The sequence below is a fragment of the Castellaniella sp. genome, from assembly GCF_034675845.1.
GTDB lineage: Bacteria > Pseudomonadota > Gammaproteobacteria > Burkholderiales > Burkholderiaceae_B > Castellaniella.
Map to the genome: position 1 here is coordinate 1,627,332 of NZ_JAUCCU010000001.1, position 24,398 is coordinate 1,651,729.

A 24,398-nucleotide genomic window follows, 5' to 3' on the forward strand; every position below is an offset into this window, starting at 1 on the left:
GTAGCATGTCTGCTTTATGCTGCGCCGCACGCGCCTGGAACCCGGAGTTTTCATGCCGTTTAAAGATGTGGTGGCCGCCCTGATCGTGATTGTGGTCTGGGGGGCAAATTTCGTGGTGATCAAGTTCGGGGTGGATGAGGTCCCCCCGATGTTGTTGGGGGCTTTACGGTTCTTTTTTGTGGCGTTTCCAGCGGTGTTTTTCGTGCCGCGCCCGGCGGTGTCCTGGCGTTATGTGGTGGGGTATGCGGCCACGATCAGCCTGGGGCAGTTTGTGTGTCTGTTTCTGGCCATTTATCTGGGGATGCCCGCCGGGCTGGCGTCGCTGGTGTTGCAGGCGCAGGCTTTTTTTACCGTGGCGATTGCCGCCCTGGTGCTGCACGAGGCCATCCGCCTGCACCATGTGCTGGGGATCGGCTTGGCGATTGCCGGGCTGGTGCTGCTGGATGCGGGGGCGGATTCCACCGTGGTGCCGCTGCTGGGGTTTGTGCTGACCCTGCTGTCGGCCTTTAGCTGGGCCTGCGGCAATATCGTGCTGAAATGCGCAGGCCAGGTGCGCATGCTGTCGATGGTGGTCTGGGGGGCATTGTTGCCGCCTATCCCGTTTTTATTGCTGTCGGTCACCTTCGAAGGCTCGGACTTGATGCTGGATACTTTGCTGAATCTCAGTTGGCGGGCGATTGCCGTGGTGGCGTATTTATCGGGGGTGGCGACGCTGGTGGGCTATGTGCTGTGGGGGCGTTTGCTGTCGCGCCATCCGGTGGCGCGGATTGCGCCCCTCAGCCTGCTGATTCCGGTGGTGGGCTTGTTGTGCGCCGATTGGGTGCTGGATGAAAAGCTGGGGATGTGGCAGTGGGTGGGGGGCGCTGTGGTGCTGATCGGACTGGCGGTCAATCTGTTTGGCGCCCGCTGGCTGTCCCGCCTGCGAAACCAGGCGCAAGCAACCTAAAATAGGAACTTTAGTGCGGCGTGCCGCGTGGCTTGTCTTGATTGGAATGTACTCATGACTATGGATCGTGCAGGGATCAACGCCCTGATGGAAATCACCTCGCGCCCGGATCTGGTGTTTGTCAGCGGACAGGGGGCTTGGCTGCAGGATAATGCGGGCAAGCGCTATCTGGACTTTATCCAGGGCTGGGCGGTTAATTCGCTGGGGCATAATCCGGCCCCGATGGTGCAGGCGTTGGAAACTCAGTCGCGCCTGCTGATCAATCCGTCACCGGCTTTTTATAACCAGCCTTCGATAGACCTGGCCAAGCGCATTGTCCAGGCGTCGTGCTTTGACCGGGTGTTCTTCGCCAATAGCGGGGCCGAGGCCAACGAAGGCGCCATCAAACTGGCCCGTAAATGGGGCCAGCTGCACCGCCAGGGCGCTTATAAGATCATCACCTTCGATCATGGTTTTCATGGCCGGACGCTGGCCACCATGTCGGCTTCCGGCAAGGCGGGCTGGGATCGGAAGTTCGCCCCTCAGGTGGATGGCTTCCCCAAGGCGGATCTGAATGATCTGGACTCCGTGCGCGCCCTGATCGACGACCAGACTGTGGCGGTGATGCTGGAACCAGTCCAGGGCGAGGCCGGTGTCATCCCGGCCACGCGGGAATTTCTGCAAGACCTGCGCGCCCTGACGCGTGAACGCGGGCTGCTGCTGATCGTGGACGAAGTGCAGACCGGCATGGGCCGCACTGGCCGCATGTTTGCCTACCAGCATGCGGGGATCGAACCCGACATCATGACGTTGGGCAAGGGCATCGGCGGCGGGGTGCCGCTGGCGGCTCTGTGTGCCCGCGAGGCTGTCAGCTGCTTCGAGCACGGGGACCAGGGTGGCACCTACAATGGCAATCCCTTGATGACGGCGGTTGGCGTAGCGGTATTCGATGCCCTGGCCGCGCCGGGCTTCATGGAAGCCGTCAACGACCGCGCCCAGCAGTTGTCGGTCGGCCTGATGGCCCTGTCGGACAAGTGGGGCATGCAGGGCGAACGCGGGGCAGGCTTGTTGCGCGCCCTGATCATGGACCGCGACGATGGTCCGGCACTGGTCGAAGCCGCCCGCAACCGCGCGCCCGAAGGCCTGCTGTTGAATGCTCCGCGTGGCAATCTGCTGCGCTTCATGCCCGCCCTGAATGTTTCCGCCGAAGAAATCGACACCATGCTGGCGTGGCTGGACGAACTGCTGACGCAGGTGCGCGGCTAGGCGGGCTTACGCCCAGTTGTCCAGTTTCAGCCCGGGAATACGTTGGAATTCCCGGGTATTGTTGGTCACCAGACAGGTGTCCAAGGCGAGTGCGTGGGCAGCGATCAGCATATCCAGCGGGCCGATCGGAGTGCCCTGGCTTTCTAGTGTGGTGCGCAGTTGCCCGTAATGCCACATGGCCTGGGCGTCAAACGCCAGAATATCCAGCGGGGCCAGGAATTTTTCCAGCGCCTGGTGGTTGCGTGTGGCCCCGCTTTTGGCCACTCCGAAGGCGAGTTCGGCCCCAGTGATGCTGGAGATGGCTACATCGCCGATTTGCAAGCCCTGGAAATGCTGGAAGATGGCCGGTGGTTTGCGATTGATGATGTAAATGCAGATATTGGTGTCCAGCAGATACCGAGGGACAGACGGCTGGATCATGGCAGCAGCGGGGATCGGGGTTGCTGTTCGGTGGGTTGTTCGCGCACCAGGGTAAAGCCCGGTTCAAAGTCGTCCAGGGCCTGCTGCATGATTTCCCAGGGGGCATCGGTTGGCAACAATAAAACGCCATTGCCCAGGCGGCGGGCAATCACGGTGTCGCAGTTAAAACGCAGGTCTTTAGGCAGACGCACGGCCTGGCTGCGACCTGACATGAATATTTTGGCAAGGCTGCTCATGGTGGCTCCGCTTTTGGTATTTGCTTGATACCAATGGTATATACCATGTGCCTGGCCGTCAATCCCCCGCAAACCGATTGTGCATCGTGCGCGATGATCCGCCAGGCCGCTTAGGCCTTGGCCCCGTGTATTACCGGGGTGCAGTTTCGTTGATGATGTCCAGGCATTGGTGGCGCCGCCAGATGTCTTCCTTGACCTGTTCTTGGGCGTCGAACAGCACTTTGTATTGGCAGACCAGAAAATTATTGGATTCGGGCATGGCCAGTTTGATGTGGTAGTTCCATACCGAGCCACTGGCTTGAGCGCCTGCGGGCACCACCCTGAGCGGCATGCCGGGGGCCGCCTGCCATCAGGCAGGTTGCGCCAAGGGTCGCAAGGGCGCGGATGGATGGGTGTCTGTTCATGCTCATCCCATCGTGTAGGCGCTGGTCAGGCTGTCTTCCAGCTCGTCATTCAGCGGCAGGGCATCGGGGGTCAGCGGCGTGTAGCCTGATGCGTCGCTGTTTTGGGATGGCGCATCGGACGGTGAAAAGACGCCCATGCCGTCGCCGTCATCAGCATCCGTGTCCGGCAGCGAAAAACTTGTTGTGTCGCTTTCCCCTTTCGCATTCTGCGCCAGCATGGCATCCAGCGTGGGCAGTTCGCCATCGTGTTGGAACATGAAACTGGCCGCCCCCATACCGCCGTCGTCCAGGCCGTCCAGGCTGAAACCGGTCTCCAGGGTGACCGCTGCGTCATCAACGGTCGCGCCGCCGGTCACCTTCAGGGTGATGGTGGTCGTGCCGTCCGCCAGGGTGCCAGTCCAGGTGCCGCCGCCGCTGTCGGTCCATGTCCCTTTCAGCGAGACCATGTCGTCCGCGCTGCCCTGGATCGTCAGTGAGCCAGTGCCTGAACCCAGGATGGCCTTGACCTGCTCCGGGGCCAGCTCGGTGATCTGGTTGGCACCGTTGATCCCCAGGTCGATGATCACTGGATCGGCCCCCTGAAACACCGGACACAGCCACTCACTTAAAATAGCAGGTAGGCATACGACTGTGTTTATGACCAACAGCAAGCAGGAAGTGATGGAATTACTGACCCAGCCGGAACGCCGACGGCGCTGGTCGGTGGAGTAGAAGCTGGCCATGGTGCGCGAGAGCAACGAGTCTGTGAAACCCTCGGCGTGGCGCGCTCGAATATGGCAGTCAGGCTGGCTCGATCAGACGCCGCAGCAGATTGAGTGGCTGAGCGATAACGGCTCGGGCTACATCGCCGCCAAGACGCGGGAGTTTGCCAGACGCATTGGCCTGAAACCGCTGACCACGCCCGTGCGCAGCCCCCAGAGCAATGGCATGGCCGAGAGCTTCGTGAAGACGATCAAGCGTGACTATATTTTGTGTGATTGTTTTAATCATGTGAATATTACATAAATAGACATGCTTTTTCGATGGCCATCATGCAAAAGCCGCTGGACCTTGGGTAGGGTCCAGCGGCTTTTTAGTGGCGTAGAAAAATCGATTTATGCCTGGGCGAGTTCTGCCTTTTTCACCTGTCGCCAGTGGTGCAATAGCGGTTCGGTGTAGCCGTTGGGCTGTTCCAGACCCTTGAAGATCAGATCGCTGGCGGCCTTGAAGGCGCAGGACGTATCGAAGTGGCCATCCATGGGCTCGTAGGCGTCGTCACTTGCGTTTTGCTGATCGACCACGGCGGCCATGCGGCGCAGGGTTGCTTCTACCTGGGCCTGGTTGGTGATGCCATGCAACAGCCAGTTGGCGATGTGTTGGCTGGAAATTCGCAGGGTGGCGCGATCTTCCATCAGGCCGACATCGTGGATGTCGGGGACTTTGGAGCAGCCCACGCCTTGGTCGATCCAGCGCACCACGTAGCCCAGAATGCCTTGGCAATTGTTGTCGAGTTCCTGTTGGACTTGCTTGGGCGTCCAGGTGGGGGCGGCGGTGACCGGCACGGTCAGGATGCGGTCGGTGTAATCCTGGTGTTGGGTTTCCAGGGTTTTCTGGACTTCGACCACATCGACCTGATGATAGTGCAGGGCGTGCAGCGTGGCGGCGGTAGGGGATGGCACCCAGGCGGTGTTGCCGCCGGCTTTGACGTGGTTGATTTTCTGTTCGAGCATGGCGGCCATCAGGTCGGGCATGGCCCACATGCCCTTGCCGATCTGGGCGTGGCCGCGCAGGCCGCATTCCAGGCCGGTCTGGACGTTGTTCAGTTCGTAGGCCTGAATCCAGGCCTGGGATTTCATGTCGCCCTTGCGCACCATGGCGCCGGCCCGCATCGAGGTATGCATTTCGTCGCCGGTGCGATCCAGAAAGCCGGTATTGATGAAGACGACGCGCTCGGTGGCGGCGGCGATGCAGGCCTTGAGGTTGACGCTGGTGCGGCGTTCCTCGTCCATGATGCCCATTTTGACGGTGTTGGGCGCCAAGCCCAGCAGTTGTTCGACACGGCTGAAGATTTCGCTGGCAAAGGCGACTTCGTCGGGGCCGTGCATTTTTGGCTTGACGATGTAGATGGAGCCGGTGCGGGAGTTCTTGCGGGCTTTCAGGTCATGGATGGCGATCAGCGAGGTGCAGACGGCGTCCAGAATGCCTTCGGGGATTTCGTGGCCGTCGCGATCGAGGATGGCCGGATTGGTCATCAGGTGGCCGACGTTGCGCACAAACATCAGGGACCGGCCATGCAGGCTGGCGGCGCTGCCGTCGCGGGCCGTGTATTCGCGGTCCGGGTTCAGGCGGCGGGTGACGGTCTTGCCGTTTTTCAGTAGGTCTTCGGTCAGGTCGCCCTTCATCAGGCCCAGCCAGTTGCGGTAGGCGACGACCTTATCGTCGGCGTCCACGGCAGCCACGGAGTCTTCGCAATCCATGATGGTGGTCAGGGCGGATTCGACGACCACGTCCTTGATGTGGGCCGCGTCGGTTTGGCCGATGGGGTGGTTGGCGTCGAATTGAATTTCGAAGTGCAGGCCATGATGGCGGAACACCAGCGCCTGGGGGGCGGCGGCGTCGCCGCGATGGCCCAAAAAGGCGTCGGGCTGGGCCAGCCCGGTGGTGCTGCCGTTTTTCAGGGTGACTTGGAGTGTGCCGTTGACCACGGCGTAGCCGGAGGCGTCGCTGTGCGTCCCCTGCGCCAGGGCGATGCTGTCGTCCAGGAAGTGGCGGGCGAAGGCGATGACGCGTTGGCCACGTACCGGGTTGTAGCCCTTGCCGCGTGCAGCGCCGTCGGTATCGGGGATCGCATCGGTGCCATACAGGGCGTCATACAGACTGCCCCAGCGGGCATTGGCGGCATTCAGTGCGTAGCGGGCGTTCATGACCGGCACCACCAGTTGGGGGCCGACCTGTGCCGTGATTTCGGTGTCGACGTTGGCGGTGGTGACCTTGGTCTGGGCTGGAACGGGCTTCAGGTAGCCGATTTCCTGCAGAAAGGCACGATAGGCGGCGGGATCGGCGATCGGGCCGGGGTGCTGGTCGTACCAGTCGTCCAGGGCGGTTTGGAGGCGGTCGCGTTCGGCCAGCAGGGCGCGGTTTTTAGGGGCCAGGTCGTGCACGATGGCGGCCAGGCCTTCCCAGAAGGCGGCGGGCTGTACCCCTGTGCCGGGCAGTGCTTCCTGTTCGAGGAACTGGTGCAGCACGGCTGCCACCTGGAGGCCATGGCTGGAAATGCGATCGGTCATGATGGTCCTTGGGTAATCGAAGATCAATCCTGGGATTATAGGCAGTCTTCTATAAGAGTTAAAGGGCCAGACTTTCGTTTTTTGTTTCCGTTTTTCCGGCTAAGGCCTTGCTGCCACAAAGAAAAAAGCCCGCTGACAGGGCAGCGGGCGGGGTATATGCGGGTTTGGATACTGCTTATTCGGATGCGACCTGGGTGATGTGCAGCAGGTTGGTGCTGCCGCTGCGGCCAAATGGCAGCCCCGCGATGACGATCAGGGTATCGCCTGTTGCCGCCAGACCGGATTGCTGGGCGGCCTGGGTGGCGCAGGCGATCATCTCGCTGGATTCGTGCAGTTGCTTGGGAAAATGCACCGGGTGCACCCCCCAGGCCAGGGTCAGACGGCGGGCCGTGCGTTGTTCCGATGTCAGGGCCAGGATGGGGGAGGTGGGCCTTTCGCGGCTGGCCCTCAGGGCGCTGAAACCGGATGCGGTATAGGCCACGGTGGCAGCGGGCTGCAGCAGACCGGCCACGCGGCGCAGGGCGCAGCAGATGGCGTCTGGAATATTGGCTTCAGCCGGGCTGTGGGTGGCATCCAGGTTGCTGCGCCAAGCGGGGTCGGCCTCGATTTCGCCGATGATGTGGTTCATGATGGTGACGGCTTCGACCGGATATTGGCCGGAGGCGGATTCCGCCGACAGCATGACGGCGTCCGCCCCGCTGTAGACAGCCGTGGCCACGTCGGATGCTTCGGCCCGCGTGGGTACGGGCGAGGTAATCATCGATTCGAGCATCTGCGTGGCGACGACTACGGGCTTGCCTGCCGCGCGGGCGTGGCGCACGATGCGCTGTTGCAGCACGGGGACGCGCTGGGGAGGCAGTTCGACCCCCAAGTCGCCGCGTGCCACCATGATGCCGTCGGCTTGTTCGATGATGGCATCCAGGTGTTCGATGGCGGCGGGTTTTTCCAGCTTTGCCATGATCCAGGCCTGATCGCCGATCAGGGCGCGCGCTTCGACGATGTCTTCTGGACGCTGCACAAAAGACAGCGCGACCCAGTCCACGCCCAGCGACAGGCCAAAGGCCAGATCGGCGCGGTCTTTTTCCGTCAATGGGGAAATCGGCAAGATGACGCCAGGTACATTGACGCCCTTGCGGTCGGATAGCGGGCCGCCCACCAGGACGGTGGTGTCGGCAAAATCCGGGCCGTGGCGCTCGACGCGCAGGCGCAGCTTGCCGTCGTCCAGCAGCAGGTCGGTGCCGTCTTCCAGGGCGGCGAAGATTTCCGGGTGCGGCAAATGGGCGCGCTGGATGCTGCCTTCGGTGGGGTCCAGGTCCAGGCGGAATGGCTGGCCCGCCTGCAGGGTGATTTTGCCGCCGGCGATTTTGCCGACTCGCAGCTTGGGGCCTTGCAGGTCCATCAGGATGCCGATGGGGCGGCCAATGTCCTGTTCGATCTGGCGGATGATGCGGTAGCGCTCGGCGTGGTCTTCGTGGCTGCCGTGGCTGAAGTTCAGCCGGAATACGTTGGCCCCGGCGTCGATCAGGGCGCGGATTTGTTCTGGGGTTGAGCTGGCGGGGCCCAGGGTCGCCAGAATGCGGGCGCGGCGTTCGGTGTTCATGCCGGTTGTCCTTGATAGAGATGCTCGGCCAGGTGGCCGGGGCCGTCCAGAGCGGCGACGCCTGCGCGGGCGACTTGGGCGTCCTGGCCGGCCTGTACGCCGGACACGCCGACGGCGCCGACGACTTGATTGTCGTAATAAATGGGTTCGCCGCCTTCCAGGGGGACGACCGGCATGGACAGGGCGGCGATGCGACCCTGGTTGACCATGTCTTCGTAGACCTTGCTGGGTTTGCCGCTGAGGACGCAGGCGCGGGCCTTGTCGGGGGCAACCATGGCGCTCATGATGGGGGCGGCATCCATGCGTTGCAGCCAGAGGGGGTAGCCACCGGCGTCACAGATGGCGATGCTGACGTTCCAGCCGTTCTGACGGGCTTCGGCCTCGGCGGCGATGGCCATGCGGCGGGCGTCGTCCAGGGTCAGGACACGAATTGTTTTCATGCAGTGTCTCCTTCTAGGGGCCTTTGATCAGAGGATCAGAAAGGCGCGAAAATCATTGACGTTGGTCAGGGTAGGGCCGGTGATCAGGGAATCACCGAGTCGTTCGAAAAAACCGTGGCCGTCGTTGTCGTCCAGGTGGGTGTGTGGCGGCATGCCGATGGCCCAGGCGCGACTGAGGGTGTCGGGGGTGATCAGGGCGCCGGCGATTTCTTCCTGGCCGTCTACGCCGTCGGTGTCGCCTGCCAGGCCGTAGACCCGGTCGGTGCCGTCCAGGGCGATGGCGGCTGACAACAGGCATTCGACATTGCGTCCGCCGCGCCCTTGGCCGCGCACGGTGACGGTGGTTTCGCCCCCGGACAACAGCACGCAGGGGGCGGGGACGGGCTGGTTGTGGGCGCGCACCTGCAGGGCGATTCCGGCCAGGACCTTGCCTACATCGCAGGCTTCGCCCTCGATGCGGTCGCCCAGCAGCACGGGGGTGATACCGGCTTTGCGGGCCACGTCGGCGGCGGCTTCCAGCGCCAACTGGGGGGTCGCGATCAGGTGGGTTTCCACGCGGGCCAGCCGTGGGTCGCCGGGCTTCAGGGTTTCGCCTGCACCGGATTCCAGCAGTTGGCGCGCGCCGGCGGGCAGATCGATCTGGTAGCGGCGCACAATGTCCAGCGCGTCGGCGCAGGTGCTGGGGTCGGCCACGGTGGGGCCGGAGGCGATGTCGCAGGGCTGGTCGCCGGGTACATCGGAAATCAAGAGGTTTACCACCTGGGCCGGGGCGCAGGCAGCCGCCAGGCGCCCGCCCTTGATGCCCGACAGGTGGCGGCGCACGCAGTTCATCTCGGATATCGTGGCACCGGATTTCAGCAGGGCGCGATTGATGGATTGTTTGTCGGCCAGGGTGACGCCTGCGCCAGGCACCGGCAGCAACGACGAACCGCCGCCGGAAATCAGGCAGATGACGAGATCATCGGCAGTCAGCCCCTGGACTTGTTGAAACAGGCGCTGGGCGGCACGCTCGCCGGCCTCGTCGGGGACCGGGTGGGCGGCTTCGATGATTTCCAGGCGCTGGCAGGGCACGGCATAGCCGTAGCGCGTGACCACCACGCCTTCCAGCGGGCCGTTCCAGTGTTGCTCAAAGGCCTGGGCCATGGCGGCGGACGCCTTGCCCGCGCCGATGACGATGGTGCGGCCCTTTGGGGGCGGCGGCAGGAAGGCGGGGATGCAGTGTTCGGGCTGGGCGGCGCGCACGGCGGCCTGGAACATGCGGGTCAGAAGATCGCGGGGCTCGGTCATGGGCTTCCCTATTGAGGTCATACAAGGTGGCTGACGATGGTGCGCCATGCCGACCAAAGGACAGGGTCCGGGGGTTCAGGCCCTGTCCTTTGATCGAACGGCTGCCCGCCCGGCTGGCTGATGCACTCGGACTCCGGTGAGTGCAAAGCCGGGCGGGACGCCGAACCGCTTTACTGGCCGATTTCGTGGTTGGCCAGGATTTCCAGTGCGCGCACCATGCCGGAATGATCCCAGGCTGCGCCGCCGTGGGCCACGCAGGCGTTGAACAGTTCCTGGGCCACGGCCGTGCTGGGCAGCGACATGCCCAGTTGGCGGGCTGTGGTCAGGGCCAGGTTCAGGTCTTTCTGGTGCAGATTGATGCGGAAGCCCGGATCAAAGGTACGGTTGACCATGCGTTCGCCGTGGACTTCCAGAATCCGCGAGCTGGCGAAACCGCCCATCAGGGCCTGACGGACCTTGGCGGGATCGGCCCCTGCCTTGGATGCCAGCACCAGGGCTTCGCCCACGGCTTCGATGGTCAGTGCGACGATGATCTGGTTGGCGACCTTGGTGGTCTGGCCGTCGCCGTTGCCGCCCACCAGGGTGATGTTCTTGCCCATCAGCTTGAAGATGGATTCGCACTGGTCGAAGGTGGCCTGATTGCCGCCGATCATGATGGTCAGGCTGGCGGCCTTGGCACCGACTTCGCCGCCGGACACCGGGGCGTCCAGGTATTCGCAGCCCAGATCGTTGATCTTCTTGGCGAATTCTTTGGTGGCCACGGGCGAAATCGAGCTCATGTCGATGACGATCTTGCCCTTGGACAGGCCTTCGGCGACGCCGTTTTCACCGAACAGCACAGCTTCGACGTCCGGGGTGTCGGGCACCATGACGATAATGATGTCGGCGGCCTTGGCGACTTCGGTGCTGCTGGCGACGGCCTTGGCACCTGCGTCCAGCAGGCTTTGCGGGGTCTTGCCGACCGTGTAGGTGACCAGCGAGTGGCCGCCTTGGATGAGGTTCGCGGCCATGGGGGTGCCCATGATGCCCAGACCAATGAAACCGATATTAGCCATGAGTGTTCTCCTTGTGGGTATTGAGTATTAAGCCAATGCCTTGATCCAGCCCAGACCGTCTTCGGTGCGGGCAGCGGGCTTGTATTCGCAGCCGATCCAACCGTCGTAGCCGGTCTGATCGATGTGGCGAAACAGCCATTGGTAGTTGATTTCGCCGGTGCCGGGTTCGTTGCGCCCGGGGTTGTCGGCCAGTTGGATGTGGCCGATGGACTTCAGCTGTTTGCTGATGGTGTTGGCCAGTTCGCCTTCCATGCGCTGGGCATGGTAGATGTCGTATTGCACGTGCAGGTTATCGGACCCGACTTCGGCAATGATGGCCAGAGCCTGATTGGTGGTGCTGAGGAAAAACCCGGGGATGTCGAAGGTGTTGATGGGCTCGATCAGCAGGCGGATATTGGCTTTTTTCAGCTCGGCGGCAGCGTAGCGCAGGTTGTCGACAAAGGTCTTGTGCGCGGTGGCCTGGTCTGTCCCTGCCGGGATTTTCCCCGCCAGGCAGTTGACCTGGGGGCAGCCCAGCGCCTGGGCGTATTCGATGGCCTGGGCCACGCCTTGTTTGAATTCCTGGACCCGATCCGGGTGGCAGGCGATGCCGCGTTCACCGGCTTCCCAGTCGCCAGGCAGGTTGTGCAGGACTTGCGCCAGGTTGTTGTCCTTCAGGCGCTGGACCAGGTCTTCTTTGGCATAGGCGTAGGGGAACAGGTATTCGACGCCTTGGAAGCCAGCCTTGGCGGCGGCCGCAAAACGGTCGAGAAAGTCGATCTCGGTAAACAGCATCGAGAGGTTGGCAGCAAATTTTGGCATGTGATGACTCCGTATGTTCTAAAGCCCGGCTTGTCGCGGGTTCTCGTTGCCGGGGGCAGGCGAGAGGGGCTGGGGCGACAAGTCGGCGGGCTTTGAAGTGCCTTAATCCAACAAGGTGAGGGCGGTGGGGGCGTCTTCGCCGCGTTCGGCCATTTCCTCGAACTCGTTGACCGCGTTGATGTCGTTGCCCATGGAGATATTGGTGACGCGCTCCAGGATGAACTCAACCACGACGGGCACCTTGAATTCCTGAATCCAGGCACGGGCCTGCGCAATGGCGGGCTGGATGTCTTCAACCTTTTTCACCCGGATGGCCTTGCAGCCCAGACCCTCGGCGACCTTGACGTGATCCACGCCGTAGCCTTCGGTTTCCGGCGAGTTGATGTTGTCGAACGCCAGCTGCACGCAGTAGTCCATATCGAAGCCGCGCTGCGACTGACGGATCAGACCCAGGTAGGCATTGTTCACTACGACATGGATATAGGGCAGCTTGAATTGCGCGCCGACGGCCAGTTCTTCGATCATGAACTGGAAGTCGTAATCGCCTGACAGCGCGACGATTTCGTCGCCGGTGTTGGCGGCAACCACGCCCAGGGTGGCCGGGACGGTCCAGCCCAGGGGGCCGGCCTGGCCCGCATTGATCCAGCGGCGCGGGCCGTAGACGTGCAGCAACTGGGCAGCGGCGATCTGCGACAGACCAATGGTGGTGACGTAGCGCGTGTTACGGCCAAAGGCTTTGTTCATTTCCTCGTAGACACGTTGCGGCTTCAGGGGCACCTGATCGAAGTGGGTCTTGCGCTGCATGGACTTTTCGCCCTTGCGGTGACGGCATTCCTGCGCCCAGGTGCTGCGGTCGCGCAGTTGGCCAGCAGCCTTCAGTCGCTTGGCTTCTTCGATCATCAGGGCCAGGGCTACGCCGGCGTCCGAAGCGATGCCGAAATCCGGGCCGAAGACCTTGCCGATCTGGGTGGGGTCGACATCGATGTGCACAAAGGTGCGGCCTTCGGTATAGACGGGGGTAGAACCGGTGTGGCGGTTGGCCCAACGGTTGCCGATGCCCATGACGAAGTCCGACGCCAGCATGCTGGCGTTGCCGTAGCGATGGGAAGTCTGCAGGCCTACCATGCCGGCCATCAGGGGGTGGTCGTCGGGGATGACGCCCCAGCCCATCAGGGTGGGGATCACCGGCACGCCGGTGAGTTCCGCGAACTCTTGCAGCAGATCGGAAGCATCGGCGCTGAAGATGCCGCCACCGGCCACCAGCAGCGGGCGCTCGGCGGCATTCAGCATGGCCACGGCCTTGGCGGCCTGCGCCGGCGTGGCGGATGGCTTGTAGACGGACAGGGGTTCGTAGGTGTCGATGTCGAATTCGATTTCGGCCATCTGCACATCGAAGGGCAGGTCGACCAGCACGGGGCCGGGACGGCCGGAGCGCATGATGTGGAAAGCCTGCTGCAGAATGCGCGGCACCAGTTCCGGTTCGCGCGCCATCACGGCCCATTTGGTGACGGGCTTGGCGATGGTCTCGATATCCACGGCCTGGAAGCTTTCCTTGTGCAGCTGCGAACGCGGCGCCTGACCGGTGATGCACAGAATGGGGATGGAGTCGCCCAGTGCCGAGTACAGGCCGGTGATCATGTCGGTGCCTGCGGGGCCGGAGGTGCCCAGGCAGACGCCGATGTTGCCGGGTTGGGCGCGGGTATAGCCTTCGGCCATGTGCGAAGCGCCTTCGACGTGGCGCGCGAGCACATGGTGGAAGCCGCCGTTTTTGCGCAGCGCGGAATACAGGGGGTTGATAGCAGCGCCGGGCACGCCGAACAGGGTGGTGATGCCTTCTTTTTGCAGGACAGCGGCGGCGGCGTCTACTGCTCTCATTCGAGCCATGTGGATACTCCTTGATGGATAGTGATGAATGTTGGTGTTCTCAAATCCGTCGTGGCGGACCAATGGGGTATTGGCACTGGCGCCGGATCGGGGATTTCTGTGATTGGGACCAGAATAAGTCTTGTGGCGATGGGCGGGAATCCCTGAAAACCTCATTTCTATAGATACTAAAAGTATTGAATAAGGAAAAACTAAGGTAGAATTTTTCTAGGCTCAAGCAGGGTTGGATACAGCAACCTATCTTGATGTCTATGGGGTTTCGGGCTTTTTTCAGGGATTGGAGGTCAAGGTGGGGCGCTATACAGACATCAGCAGTTTTGTATTGATTGCCGAAAAAGGCAGTTTTGCGGCGGCAGCCCTGATCGAACAGGTGACGCCGGTGGTCATGGGCCGCCGCTTGACGGCCCTGGAAAAACGCCTGGGCGTGCAATTGATGCACCGTTCCACCCGGGGGCTGGTGCTGACGGAACTGGGTGAACGCTACCTGGAACAATGTCAGCAACTGATTCAGGACTTTGACAATGCCGATGCCAGCATCACGGCGCGCCGTCGCAGCCTCAGTGGCCATCTGGTGGTGTCGGCGCCAGCCTCGTTCGGGCGTCAGCATGTGGCGCCGCATGCGCTGTCGTTTCGGACTCGCTATCCAAGCCTGGCACTGTCTTTCAATTTCACCGACAGCGTGGTGGATCTGGTGCGCGAGGGCTATGACATGGCGATCCGCATCGGCGAAGTCACCGATCCAAACTATGTAGCAGTGCGCTTGTTCCCCAATCGCCGGGTGGTGTGCGGCACGCCGGCCTATTTTGATTCGCATGGGGTGCCGCGTGTGCCCGAAGACCTGGTGCGGCATAACTGTCTGGCGTTCAATCTGCAGGGTGGCCAGCATCGCGGCTGGACGTTTGTGCGGGACGGCAAGCCCTTTGCTGTGCGGGTGCGCGGCGATCTGGCCTGCAACGATGGCGAATTGCTATATCAATGGGTGCAGCAGGGGCTGGGGATAGGCTGGCGCTCTACCTGGGAAATCCAGCGTGAACTGAAGCGCGGCGAATTGGTGACGGTGCTGGACGAATACGCGCTGCCGGCCTATGACATCCAGGCGGTCTACCCGCAGCAGCGCTACTTGCCGGCCAAGGTACGTTATTTCATCGATGACCTGAGAAACCATTATCATGAACCTGCTTACTGGGAAGGACAGAGAACATCCACATGACTGATAAAACGACGCGGGCGGCGGCGGGCCAAGACTCCTCCGCGACGCCTGCGGACAAGCAGGTTTCCCACCCTTCCGGCCAGACGATCCCGGCCCAGGAAGCCGCCATGGCCCGGCGCAACGAGCGTCTGGCCTTGATGGCTCTGGCGGGTATGGCGCTGGGCTGGGGCTATAACTGGGTGGTGATGAAATCGGTACTGGCGTATGTGGGCCCGTTCGATTTTTCCGCGCTGCGCACCTTGCTGGGGGCGCTGGCCCTGATGGGGGTGTTGCTGGCGCTGCGCAAGCCCATGCGCATCCGCGCCTGGCCCAGGGTGCTGCTGCTGGGGATTTTACAGACGGGGGTGTTTTCGGCCCTGATTCAGCTGGCCCTGCTGAACGGCGGGGCGGGCAAGACATCCATCCTGGTCTATACCATGCCCTTTTGGGTGATTCCCATGGCCTGGTTCGCCTTTGGCGAGCGCATCCGGGGCTGGCAGTGGCTGGCGCTGTTGCTGGCCGCCGGCGGGCTGACGCTGATCCTGGAACCCTGGGGCCGACATGAGGATTTTTCCAGCGAACTGTTGGCGGTGGGGGCGGGCCTGTGCTGGGCGCTGGCCACGGTGGTAGCCAAATGGATCAAGCGCGACTATCCCATGGATGCCCTGCCGCTGACGGCCTGGCAGATGCTGCTTGGGGCCTTATTTCTGTGCCTGGCGGCCTGGGTGGTCCCCGAAAAGCCCATCGACCCGACGCCCTATTTCTATGGGGCCTTGTTTTACAACGCCGTGATCGCCACGGCGCTGGCCTGGTTTTTATGGCTGTTTGCCCTGCAGCACCTGACTGCCGGGGTGGCCGGCATGTCGTCCCTGGGGGTGCCTGTGGTCGGGGTGCTGGCCGGCTGGCTGCAATTGGGTGAACAGCCCGGTGTTCTGGAACTGGCCGGGATGCTGTTGATTGCCGTGGCGTTGGTGGTGATCAGCTTAAGGCGGTGATCAGGCCAGCGCCGGAATGACGCTGGCGGCTTCCATTTGCACGATGTCGCAGTTGTCGCCGGGGCCTGCGCGGTCAATGATCAGGAAGTCCGAGACGGCATCCAGGCCCAATAATGGGTGATGCCAGACCCCGCGGGCATAGTTGACCCCCTGGTCGCCCTGGCACAGAAATACGCGTAGATCGCCGACCGTGGGGGTGGTGTCGGCCTTGGCCACTACCACCAGATAGGGGCGTCCGGACACGGGGATAAAGGCCTGGCTGGCCTTTGGGTGGCGTTCCATCATGGTCACGGTAAAGGGCAGGGTGCGCGGCTTGCCCCGGAAGATCGAGACAATCGCACGGCCATCGGCGCCTGGGTCGATATCGGCCAGATCGTGATAGCGCTCGGTGTTGCCTTCGTTGATGGTGAAGTGCTTGGCTGCGTCATCGGCCTGGATCACGTCGCCGAAAGGCGCAAAGGCTTCGCGCGACAAGGGTTCGATGGTGAGCTGGATGAGATTGCCGGAAGTCATGGTGGTCCTTTAAGGTTTAAGCAAACTGGGCGTCCAGGCGAAACCGCGCGATCTGGGCGATTTGATCCAGGCAGGTGGCCAGTTCGGTATCCCGGTCATTTTGCAGCCGATCTTCGATGGCGTCCATGATCTGGTAGCGGTTGCGGCCCTTGACGGCAATCACAAAGGGAAAACCAAAGCCTTGCTGGTAGCGGGCATTCAGGCTGCGCAGGCGTTCAAGCTCGTCGGCGCTGCATTGATCCAGCCCCGCGCCGCGTTGCTCGCCGGTGGATGCCTGGGTCAGGGTGCCTGCGGCGGCTTCCTTGCCGGCGAGTTCCGGGTGGGCCGTAATCAGGGCCAGTTGTTCGTCCAGGGATGCTTGTTGCACCACCTGCACCATGGCTTGGTGTAGAGCGTCTACGTCGGCAAAAGGCCGGGCAGCCCAGGCGCGTTCTGGAATCCAGGGCGAGTGTTCGAAGATATCCCCGAGCGTGCGGGAGAAATCGGACTGGGACAGGGAGGAAAGTTCGTTCAGGGTCATGGCAAAAGTCATTGAGTGCATCATGAGGGAAAGTCTACGGGGTATCCGAGGTCAAAAGAAGGGTGCAACAACGTATAAGTGGTATAAGCTTGGGCGCATTCATGCCTGAAGGAGCCCATCATCATGGCCACACGACGCAGCACCGCCGCATTGGACACTTATTTGCTGAAAGTGTTTTGTATCTTGATGGCCGAACGCAGTGTTTCGCGCACTGCGCTCAAGCTCAATCAGTCACAGCCTGCCATCAGCGTGGCCTTGAAAAACCTGCGCCTGATATTCCAGGACCCGCTGCTGGTACGCGAAAAAGGCGGCATGGTGCCGACGGATCGGGCCCAGGCAATTCTGGAACACGCCAAGGCCGCCCTGGAATCGATCGATTTGATGCTGGAAGCCGATGAAGGTTTTGCGCCCGATAGCAGCCGCCAGGTGTTTCGCATCGGTTCGCCGGATTACCTGGCGCCGGCCTTTGCGGCATCTGTGGTGGCGCGGTTCCGGCGCGAGGCCCCGCATGCGCGGCTGGTGCTGCATGCGCTGGGCCCCGATTTCGATTTTGAGCAATCGCTGGCCGAGGGCAATCTGGATGTGGTGATCGGCAACTGGCCCGAGCCGCCCGACCGCATGCATCTGTCGGTCTTGCTGGAAGATCCGATTGTCTGCCTGATGTCGGTGGATCATCCCTTGGCTTCGCGGCGACTGACGGTGGATGATTTTCGGCGCTTGCAGCATGTGGTGCCGACGCCGTACTCCATGACGCAGCGCGGCATGATTGACACCGAACTGACGTCCCTGCGGATTCAGCGCGAAGAATGCGTCGAGGCGCAGTCCTTCATGCTGGCGCCGTATCTGTTGCCGGGCACCGATCTGGTTTTCACCACGACCCGGCATTTTGCGCGCTATTACGCAGGCCTGCTGCCCTTGGCGATTGTCGATTCGCCGATCGATTTTCCGCCGATGCGGTTTTACCAGCTGTGGCATCCTCGCAATCATCATGCGTCTTCTCATCAGTGGTTAAGACACCTGCTGGGGGATTGCGGCCGGGCCATGCAGGCCCCGGCCTGACCGGGTTTAGATGGCCCAGCCGCCCAGATAGAACACACCCAGCGCAATGGCAATCGCCACGGTGCCGACGTTCAGCTTGCGCCATTCGCCAGCGAATATCCGGCCAATCACCAGGGTGGTGAAGCCCAGCATGATGCCGGTGACGATGTTGCAGGTCAGCACGATGAAGACGGCGCAAACCATGCCGGCCATGGTATCCACGGTGTCGTCCATGCGCAGGTGGCGCACGCCGCCCAGCATCAGCAGGCCGACGTACATCAGGGCAGGTGCCGTGGCGTAGGCAGGCACCAGGCCAGCCAGGGGCGACAGGAAAATCAGCGCCAGAAAGCCCAATCCCACGATGGTGGCGGTCAGGCCGGTTTTACCGCCGGCGGCGGTGCCGGCTGCGGATTCGATATACGCAGCTGCAGGTGCGCCACCCAGGCCGGCCGACACGATGGAGCTGACCGAGTCCGCCGTCAGGGCGCGCCCGCCATTGATGATCTGGCCGTTATCATCCAGTTGCCCGGCCTGGCCGGCCACGGCGCGGATGGTGCCGGTGGCGTCGAACACCGCCGTCATGACCAGGGCAAGCACGCTGGGGATGACCAGGGCGTTCAGCGCCCCGCCCACATCCATGGCGCCGATCAGCGAGGTTTCGCCGCTGAAGGACGGCAGGGCGAACAGGCCGTTGAAGACCACGGCGGGGTCCCAGATCAGGCCGACCACCGACAGGGCCAGGATGACCACCAGGATGCCGCCCGGCACGCGGCGACGTTCCAGGCCGAAGATTGCGGCCAGGCCCACGACGGACAGGATTGCCGGCATGGCGGTGATGGTGCCCAGGGACACGGGCAGGCCGGGACCGGGGTTTTTCGTGACCAGGCCGACTTCGTTTGCGGCAATCAGCAGCAGGAACAGGCCGATGCCGATGCCGGTGCCGTGCGCGATGCCGATGGGCAGGTTGCGCAGTATCCAGGTCCGGATGCCGGTGACCGAAATCCCCGTGAAAATAATCCCCATCAGGAAAATGGCGCCCAGGGCCACGGCGGGGGACAGGCCCTGACCCAGCACCAGGTCAAAGGCCGTAAAGGCAGTCAGAGAAATCGCGCAGCCGACGGCAATCGGAAGATTGGCCCACAGCCCCATCAGCAGAGAGCCGAAGGCGCTGGTCAGGCAGACCGCAATGAACACGGACGAGGTATCGAATCCGGCCTTGCCCAGCATGGCGGGCACGACAAACACGGAATAGACCATGGCCAGGAAGGTGGTCAGGCCGGCCAGGGTTTCCTGGCGTACGTTGGTGCCACGGGCATGCAACTGAAAGCGCTGTTCCAGCCAGCCGGTGGGGGTGGGGGCATGTATTGGGGATGCAATGGGGTCGAACCCCGCAGGCAATACGGTTTCCTGCTCGCTCATGAGCCTTGTCTCCAGAAGATAACCGGCTCGTGGGCCGATCTTTATGATGTCGATGCACGATCAGGAATTGATCGGCTTAAATTATTCTAGGGACAAGGTTTTGCGCTGTGCGCCGTGCCGGGTGATGATAATTATCAAGCCCGACTGATGTTCTCGCGTACGCGCGATCCTTAGGGCTTGGTCAGAGAATTACCCAAACTGGCCTGCAGCATGGCGGCCACGCGCACGATGCATTGACGCAGCCAGATGACCTCGGGGGCCCCGTGACAGCGGCGGTGCCATAGCAGATAAAAACGCATGGGCGGGAATTCAAAGGGCGAGGGCAGGATGGTGATGGGCAGATAGCGGGCGTAATGCTGGGCAAACTGCCGCCCGGTGGTGAAGATCAGATCGGTGCGCAGCAGCATCCCGGCCACCTGGCCGAAATACGGGATGGTCATCTGGATGTTGCGCCGCAGGCCCTGGGATGCCAGATAGCCATCGATGAAGCTTTGGCGTTCTGACACGTAGGGAAACGGGGCCAGGTGGGGCAATTCCAGGTATTGCTTCAGGCTCAGGTCGCGCCGGGCGAAGGGGTTCTGGCTACCCACCATGCAGACGACTTCGTCGTCGAACAGCCGCGCCATGTGCATCTGGGGTGGGGGTTCCAGCCAGTTGCCGATGACCACATCCAGACCACCGTCTTCCAGGCCGCTGGCGTAGTCGTAATCCGAGTTGATCGGGTGTACGATGAACTTTGCATGGGGGGCTTCGCGACGCAGGATTTCGGCGATATTGGGCAGAAACATCGCGTCCAGGTAATCGGGCGCCCCCAGGTGGAATTCACGGGTGGTGGTGGCCGGGTCGAACGCCCCCGGTGGATCAGTGATCTGCGCAATGGCCGACAGGGCGTTGTTGGCGTGGGCCAGCAGGTCCAGGCCGCGCTCGGTGGGTACCATGCCGGTTTTGCTGCGCACCAGGATCGGGTCGCCGGTGATATCGCGCAGACGGCGCAGAGAATTACTGATGGCCGGCTGCGACAGGCCCAGCTTGATCGCCGCGCGCGAGACGCTTTGCTCGGTCAGCAGGATTTGCAGGATGCGCAGCAGGTGGGTGTCTATGGATTCGCGGGTTTTGCTCATGTCTGCATTATTCCTGTGTGGACGGCTGGCGTCCATGATCAGAGACCCTGATACCCGCCATCATCAATGGCAAATACTCAGGCCGACTGCTTGATGCTATCTTGATCCCATTAACGGCCCCACAATAAAAGGTAACCCCATGGAGACAACTGCCATTCGCTTTCACTATCGTGGACAGGTCCACGAAGTCACTGATCAGCCTACCACGCGCACCGTGTTGCAGTACCTGCGTGAAGACTTAAGCTGCATGGGCACCAAGGAAGGCTGTGCCGAGGGCGACTGTGGGGCCTGCACCGTGATGGTGGCCGAACCCGACGGTCATGGCGGCGTGACCATGCGTGCCGTCAATTCCTGCATACAGTTTCTGCCCACGCTGGATGGCAAGGCCCTGTATACAGTCGAGGATTTGCGCCAACCCGATGGCGCGTTGCACCCTGTGCAGCAGGCCATGGTGGATTGTCACGGTTCGCAGTGCGGGTTTTGCACGCCGGGGTTTGTGATGTCGATGTGGGGCATGTACCTGGCCCAGGGCCCCCAAGGCCCGGCACCGGACCGCACCCAGATCGATGATGTCCTGTCCGGCAATCTATGCCGTTGCACGGGCTATCAGCCCATTGTGCGTGCCGCCACCGAGATGTTCGACTACCCCGTCGTGGATTTCGACCGCGCCGCTTTGGCAAAAATCCTGTCTGCTTTGCAGCGCGACGAGGTTTTTTCCTATACGTTCGACGGCCATACTTTTCATGCGCCGCGCACCCTGGCCCAGCTGGCGCAATTGCGCTTGGACTACCCGGATGCCCGCATTCTGGCAGGCAGCACGGACGTGGGCCTGTGGGTCACGAAACAACACCGCGATCTGCCGCACCTGATCTACATCGGCCAGGTACAGGAATTGCGCGATATTCACCAAGAAGGCGACGACCTGATCATCGGCGCCGGTGCTTTGCTGAATGATGCTTTCGATGCGTTGGTGGTGCATCTGCCCGAACTCGCCGAATTGCGCCAGCGTTTTGCGTCCTTCCCGATCCGCAATGCCGGCACCTTGGGCGGCAATGTGGCCAATGGCTCGCCGATTGGCGATTCCATGCCGGCCCTGATTGCGCTGGGCACCCGGATCATTTTGCGCCGGGGCGACCGCGTGCGTGAAATGCCGCTGGAAGACTTCTATCTGGCCTACCAGAAAACCGCTGCGGAACCCGGCGAGTTCGTCCAGGGCATGCGGGTGCCGGTCCATGTCGAAGGCCGCCAATTCCGCACCTATAAGCTGTCCAAACGCTTCGATCAGGATATTTCTGCCGTGTGCGCGGCCTTTGCGGTGCAGCTGGATGACCAGGGCGTGGTGCGCAGCCTGCGCACAGGCTATGGTGGGGTGGCGGCTACGCCCAGCCGGGCACGGGCGGTCGAGGCCGCCCTGCAAGACCAGCCTTGGGACGAGACCCATGTGCGGGTGGCCATGACGGCCATGGCCCAGGACTTCAAACCCCTGACCGATATGCGGGCCAGCAGTGATTACCGACAGCTGGCATCACAAAATCTGCTGTATCGCTTTTATCTTGAAACCGCCCCTGGGGCGCCGTTGGCGACGCATCAGGTGAATACGGCCAATCTGGCCGAGCTTGCTTGAGGAGGCCATCATGAACATGCGCGTCAATATCCCCGTTGAACTCGACCGTCTGGCGGTCAGCAACGACAGCATCCCCCATCCTGTGGTGGGCGAACCCGCCGCCGGGGCTTCCAGCCCGCACGAATCCGCCCTGCTGCATGTCAGCGGCGAAGCCGTCTATACCGACGATATCCCCGAACTGCGCAATACCGTATATGCCGCGCTGGGCTTGTCCGAAAAACCCCATGCGCGGATCACCGCCATGGACCTGGATGCCGTGCGCCAAGCCCCGGGCGTGCTGGCGGTCTATACCGCCCAGGATATCCCGGGGGTCAACGACTGCGGCCCGGTGATTGCCGACGAGCCCATTTTGGCCGATGTCCTGGTGCAATATGTGGGTCAGCCCATGTTTGTGGTGGTGGCCAAGACCGTAGAGCAGGCCCGCCGCGCCGCCCGCCTGGGCAAGATCAGCTACGCAGAACTGCCGTTCATCCTGACGCCGAAACAGGCCAAGGATGCCGGCCTCGGGACGACGGATGAGTTGCGTCTGATTCAGGGCGATGTACAAGCAGCCCTGGATCATGCCCCGGTGCGTCTGACCGGCGAATTCTCCTGCGGAGGCCAAGAACAGTTCTACCTGGAAGGCCAGATTTCCTACGCCATTCCGCGCGAAAAAGACGGCATGCTGGTGCTGTGCTCTACCCAGCACCCCACTGAAATGCAGCATGCCGTGTCACATGCCCTGGGTTGGGCGCGCCACCAGGTCGAGATCGAATGTCGCCGCCTGGGCGGCGGGTTCGGCGGTAAAGAATCCCAGTCCGCAGTGTTCGCCTGCGTGGCATCGGTATGCGCGCATCTGTTGCAGCGTCCTGTCAAGCTGCGTATCGACCGCGATGACGACATGACGATCACCGGCAAGCGCCACGGTTTCTATTATGAATACGACGTGGGCTTTGACCAGGATGGCCGCATCCTGGGTGTGAAGCTGGACATGACCCTGCATTCAGGGTTTTCGGCGGATCTGTCCGAGGCCGTGGCCAGCCGCGCCCTGGCGCACTTTGACAATGCCTATTACATCCCGGCTGCCGATATCCACACCATGTGCGGCAAGCTCAATACCCAGTCGGCCACGGCGTTTCGCGGATTCGGCGCGCCGCAGGGGGCGCTGGTCACCGAAATGCTGCTGGACCGTGTGGCCCGAGCACTGGGCAAAGACCCGCTGGATATCCGCTATCTGAACCTATATGGCACGGATACCCGCAACACCACGCCGTATGGCGAGGTCGTGGCGGGCAATATCCTGCACCCGCTGATCAGCGAACTCGAAGCCAGCTCTGATTACCGCGCCCGGCGTCAGGCGGTCAAGGATTTCAACGCCCACAGTCCGATCCTGAAAAAAGGCCTGTCCATCAGTGCCGTCAAGTTCGGCATCTCCTTCAATGTGCCCGCCTTCAACCAGGCTGGCGCACTGGTGCACATTTATCGCGATGGCTCGGTGCTGCTGAATCATGGCGGCATCGAAATGGGCCAGGGCCTGAATACCAAGGTCGCGCAGATCGTGGCTAATACCCTGGGGCTGGATCTGGAATGTGTGCGGGTCACCGCCACCGACACCTATAAGGTGGTCAATACGTCCGCCACGGCGGCATCCACCGGGTCCGACCTGAACGGCAAGGCTGCCGAGGACGCCGCCCTGACGCTGCGCGCGCGGCTGGCCGACTTTGCGGCCCGCAAATATGGCGGCAAGGCCGATGATGTCACCTTTGCCTGGCGGCAGGTCAGCGTCAATGGCAAGACCCTGCCCTTTGCCCAACTGGTCGAGGAAGCCTATTGGGATCGCGTGCAGCTGTGGTCCGATGGGTTTTACAAAACCCCCGAGATCAGCTGGGACAAGGCCACCAGCCGGGGCAATCCGTTCTTCTACTATGCGTTTGGGGCGGCGGTCTCCGAGGTCGTGGTCGATACCCTGACCGGCGAATGGCGGCTGCTGCGCGCCGATATCCTGCACGATGCCGGTGCGTCCATCAATCCGGCCATTGATATTGGCCAGATCGAAGGCGGCTATATCCAGGGCATGGGCTGGCTGACCACCGAGGAACTGGTCTGGCGTGAGTCGGACGGTCGCCTGACCACGCACGCGCCGTCCACCTACAAGATCCCGGCCATCAGCGATTGCCCGCGCGACTTCCGGGTGCAGCTGTTCAAGACCCGCAATCATGTGGATTCCGTCCACCACTCCAAGGCGGTGGGCGAACCTCCGCTGGTGCATGGGGTCAGCGCCTTCAATGCCATTGCCGATGCGCTGGCGTCGCTGGGGGATGGGAAGCAATCCCCCGACCTGGATGCGCCCGCTACCCCCGAGGCGATTCTGAAGGCCGCCGAAGGACTGCGCCGTCACAGCCTTGTCTAAGGAGGC

The 24,398-nt window shown here is 62.3% G+C and carries 22 protein-coding genes and 1 pseudogene; 8 read left to right on the forward strand and 15 right to left on the reverse strand.

From position 1 onward, the window contains the following. The first annotated feature begins 52 nt into the window (after positions 1 to 52). Positions 53 to 946, forward strand: coding sequence for an EamA family transporter (locus VDP81_RS07885; protein ID WP_323011988.1), 894 nt, complete (start codon positions 53 to 55; stop codon positions 944 to 946). A gap of 54 nt (positions 947 to 1,000) precedes the next feature. Continuing rightward, a complete protein-coding gene (locus VDP81_RS07890; protein ID WP_322995807.1) occupies positions 1,001 to 2,191 on the forward strand; it encodes an acetylornithine transaminase in 1,191 nt (396 codons plus the stop codon). 6 nt (positions 2,192 to 2,197) lie between these two features. On the opposite strand, the gene vapC is transcribed toward VDP81_RS07890, so the two are convergent. The 4 genes from vapC to VDP81_RS07910 all read right to left on the reverse strand — a co-directional run bounded on the left by vapC (position 2,198) and on the right by VDP81_RS07910 (position 3,973). After that, complete coding sequence (gene vapC / locus VDP81_RS07895) at positions 2,198 to 2,611, reverse strand: type II toxin-antitoxin system tRNA(fMet)-specific endonuclease VapC (RefSeq protein ID WP_322995808.1); 414 nt, start codon at positions 2,609 to 2,611, stop codon at positions 2,198 to 2,200. Beyond that, on the reverse strand, positions 2,608 to 2,847 hold the full coding sequence (locus tag VDP81_RS07900) for a type II toxin-antitoxin system VapB family antitoxin (protein ID WP_322995809.1): 240 nt from the start codon (positions 2,845 to 2,847) through the stop codon (positions 2,608 to 2,610). The genes vapC and VDP81_RS07900 overlap by 4 nt, the downstream gene beginning before the upstream one ends. Positions 2,848 to 2,977: 130 nt before the next feature. Continuing rightward, entirely contained in the window at positions 2,978 to 3,178 is a 201-nt protein-coding gene (locus VDP81_RS07905; RefSeq protein ID WP_323011989.1) for a hypothetical protein, read from the reverse strand. A 75-nt stretch (positions 3,179 to 3,253) separates the two neighbouring features. After that, positions 3,254 to 3,973 carry a hypothetical protein gene (locus VDP81_RS07910; RefSeq protein WP_323011990.1) on the reverse strand — a complete coding sequence of 240 codons (720 nt, stop codon included), beginning with the start codon at positions 3,971 to 3,973 and terminating at the stop codon, positions 3,254 to 3,256. Positions 3,974 to 4,049: 76 nt separating this feature from the next. Between VDP81_RS07910 and VDP81_RS07915 the strand changes: the two are divergent. Further along, a pseudogene (locus VDP81_RS07915) lies at positions 4,050 to 4,220 on the forward strand (IS3 family transposase); the annotation flags it as partial. 125 nt (positions 4,221 to 4,345) lie between these two features. Here VDP81_RS07915 and VDP81_RS07920 read toward each other — a convergent pair. From VDP81_RS07920 to gcl, 7 genes are all read right to left on the reverse strand, one after another. Continuing rightward, a complete protein-coding gene (locus tag VDP81_RS07920) occupies positions 4,346 to 6,517 on the reverse strand; it encodes a malate synthase G (protein WP_323011991.1) in 2,172 nt (723 codons plus the stop codon). A 175-nt stretch (positions 6,518 to 6,692) separates the two neighbouring features. Beyond that, on the reverse strand, positions 6,693 to 8,117 hold the full coding sequence (gene pyk, locus VDP81_RS07925; RefSeq protein ID WP_322995813.1) for a pyruvate kinase: 1,425 nt from the start codon (positions 8,115 to 8,117) through the stop codon (positions 6,693 to 6,695). Next, a complete protein-coding gene (locus tag VDP81_RS07930) occupies positions 8,114 to 8,557 on the reverse strand; it encodes a GlcG/HbpS family heme-binding protein (protein WP_322995814.1) in 444 nt (147 codons plus the stop codon). Before VDP81_RS07930 ends, pyk begins: the two co-directional genes overlap by 4 nt. 27 nt (positions 8,558 to 8,584) lie before the next feature. Next, entirely contained in the window at positions 8,585 to 9,844 is a 1,260-nt protein-coding gene (locus VDP81_RS07935) for a glycerate kinase (protein ID WP_323011992.1), read from the reverse strand. Between the two features lie 170 nt (positions 9,845 to 10,014). Continuing rightward, a complete protein-coding gene (locus tag VDP81_RS07940) occupies positions 10,015 to 10,899 on the reverse strand; it encodes a 2-hydroxy-3-oxopropionate reductase (RefSeq protein WP_322995816.1) in 885 nt (294 codons plus the stop codon). A 27-nt stretch (positions 10,900 to 10,926) separates the two neighbouring features. After that, a complete protein-coding gene (gene hyi, locus VDP81_RS07945) occupies positions 10,927 to 11,700 on the reverse strand; it encodes a hydroxypyruvate isomerase (RefSeq protein ID WP_323011993.1) in 774 nt (257 codons plus the stop codon). Positions 11,701 to 11,802: 102 nt separating this feature from the next. Next, entirely contained in the window at positions 11,803 to 13,584 is a 1,782-nt protein-coding gene (gene gcl, locus VDP81_RS07950) for a glyoxylate carboligase (protein WP_323011994.1), read from the reverse strand. Between the two features lie 289 nt (positions 13,585 to 13,873). Here gcl and VDP81_RS07955 point away from each other — a divergent pair, with 289 nt between their 5' ends. Further along, positions 13,874 to 14,794, forward strand: coding sequence for a LysR family transcriptional regulator (locus tag VDP81_RS07955; protein ID WP_323012402.1), 921 nt, complete (start codon positions 13,874 to 13,876; stop codon positions 14,792 to 14,794). After that, the gene (locus VDP81_RS07960; RefSeq protein ID WP_323011995.1) at positions 14,791 to 15,768 is read left to right on the forward strand and encodes a DMT family transporter; all 978 of its coding nucleotides are present in this window, start codon (positions 14,791 to 14,793) and stop codon (positions 15,766 to 15,768) included. Before VDP81_RS07955 ends, VDP81_RS07960 begins: the two co-directional genes overlap by 4 nt. On the opposite strand, the gene VDP81_RS07965 is transcribed toward VDP81_RS07960, so the two are convergent. Together VDP81_RS07965 and uraD are read right to left on the reverse strand one after the other, a co-directional pair. Next, the gene (locus VDP81_RS07965; RefSeq protein ID WP_323011996.1) at positions 15,769 to 16,281 is read right to left on the reverse strand and encodes an ureidoglycolate lyase; all 513 of its coding nucleotides are present in this window, start codon (positions 16,279 to 16,281) and stop codon (positions 15,769 to 15,771) included. A gap of 16 nt (positions 16,282 to 16,297) precedes the next feature. Continuing rightward, positions 16,298 to 16,813: a 2-oxo-4-hydroxy-4-carboxy-5-ureidoimidazoline decarboxylase gene (gene uraD / locus VDP81_RS07970; protein WP_416233217.1), complete on the reverse strand. Its 516-nt coding sequence runs from the start codon at positions 16,811 to 16,813 to the stop codon at positions 16,298 to 16,300. A gap of 111 nt (positions 16,814 to 16,924) precedes the next feature. On the opposite strand from uraD, the gene VDP81_RS07975 reads away from it, so the two are divergent. Next, positions 16,925 to 17,860: a LysR family transcriptional regulator gene (locus VDP81_RS07975; RefSeq protein ID WP_322995820.1), complete on the forward strand. Its 936-nt coding sequence runs from the start codon at positions 16,925 to 16,927 to the stop codon at positions 17,858 to 17,860. A 6-nt stretch (positions 17,861 to 17,866) separates the two neighbouring features. Here the strand turns inward: VDP81_RS07975 and VDP81_RS07980 are convergent, their stop codons facing one another. Together VDP81_RS07980 and VDP81_RS07985 are read right to left on the reverse strand one after the other, a co-directional pair. Further along, positions 17,867 to 19,258 carry an NCS2 family permease gene (locus tag VDP81_RS07980; protein ID WP_322995821.1) on the reverse strand — a complete coding sequence of 464 codons (1,392 nt, stop codon included), beginning with the start codon at positions 19,256 to 19,258 and terminating at the stop codon, positions 17,867 to 17,869. A gap of 170 nt (positions 19,259 to 19,428) precedes the next feature. Then, positions 19,429 to 20,379, reverse strand: coding sequence for a LysR family transcriptional regulator (locus tag VDP81_RS07985; protein WP_322995822.1), 951 nt, complete (start codon positions 20,377 to 20,379; stop codon positions 19,429 to 19,431). 139 nt (positions 20,380 to 20,518) lie between these two features. Here VDP81_RS07985 and xdhA point away from each other — a divergent pair, with 139 nt between their 5' ends. Beyond that, positions 20,519 to 22,003 (forward strand): xanthine dehydrogenase small subunit, encoded by a 1,485-nt coding sequence (xdhA, locus tag VDP81_RS07990; protein ID WP_322995823.1) that lies wholly within the window; start codon positions 20,519 to 20,521, stop codon positions 22,001 to 22,003. Between the two features lie 10 nt (positions 22,004 to 22,013). Beyond that, on the forward strand, positions 22,014 to 24,392 hold the full coding sequence (gene xdhB, locus VDP81_RS07995) for a xanthine dehydrogenase molybdopterin binding subunit (protein ID WP_322995824.1): 2,379 nt from the start codon (positions 22,014 to 22,016) through the stop codon (positions 24,390 to 24,392). The last annotated feature ends 6 nt before the right edge of the window (positions 24,393 to 24,398 follow it).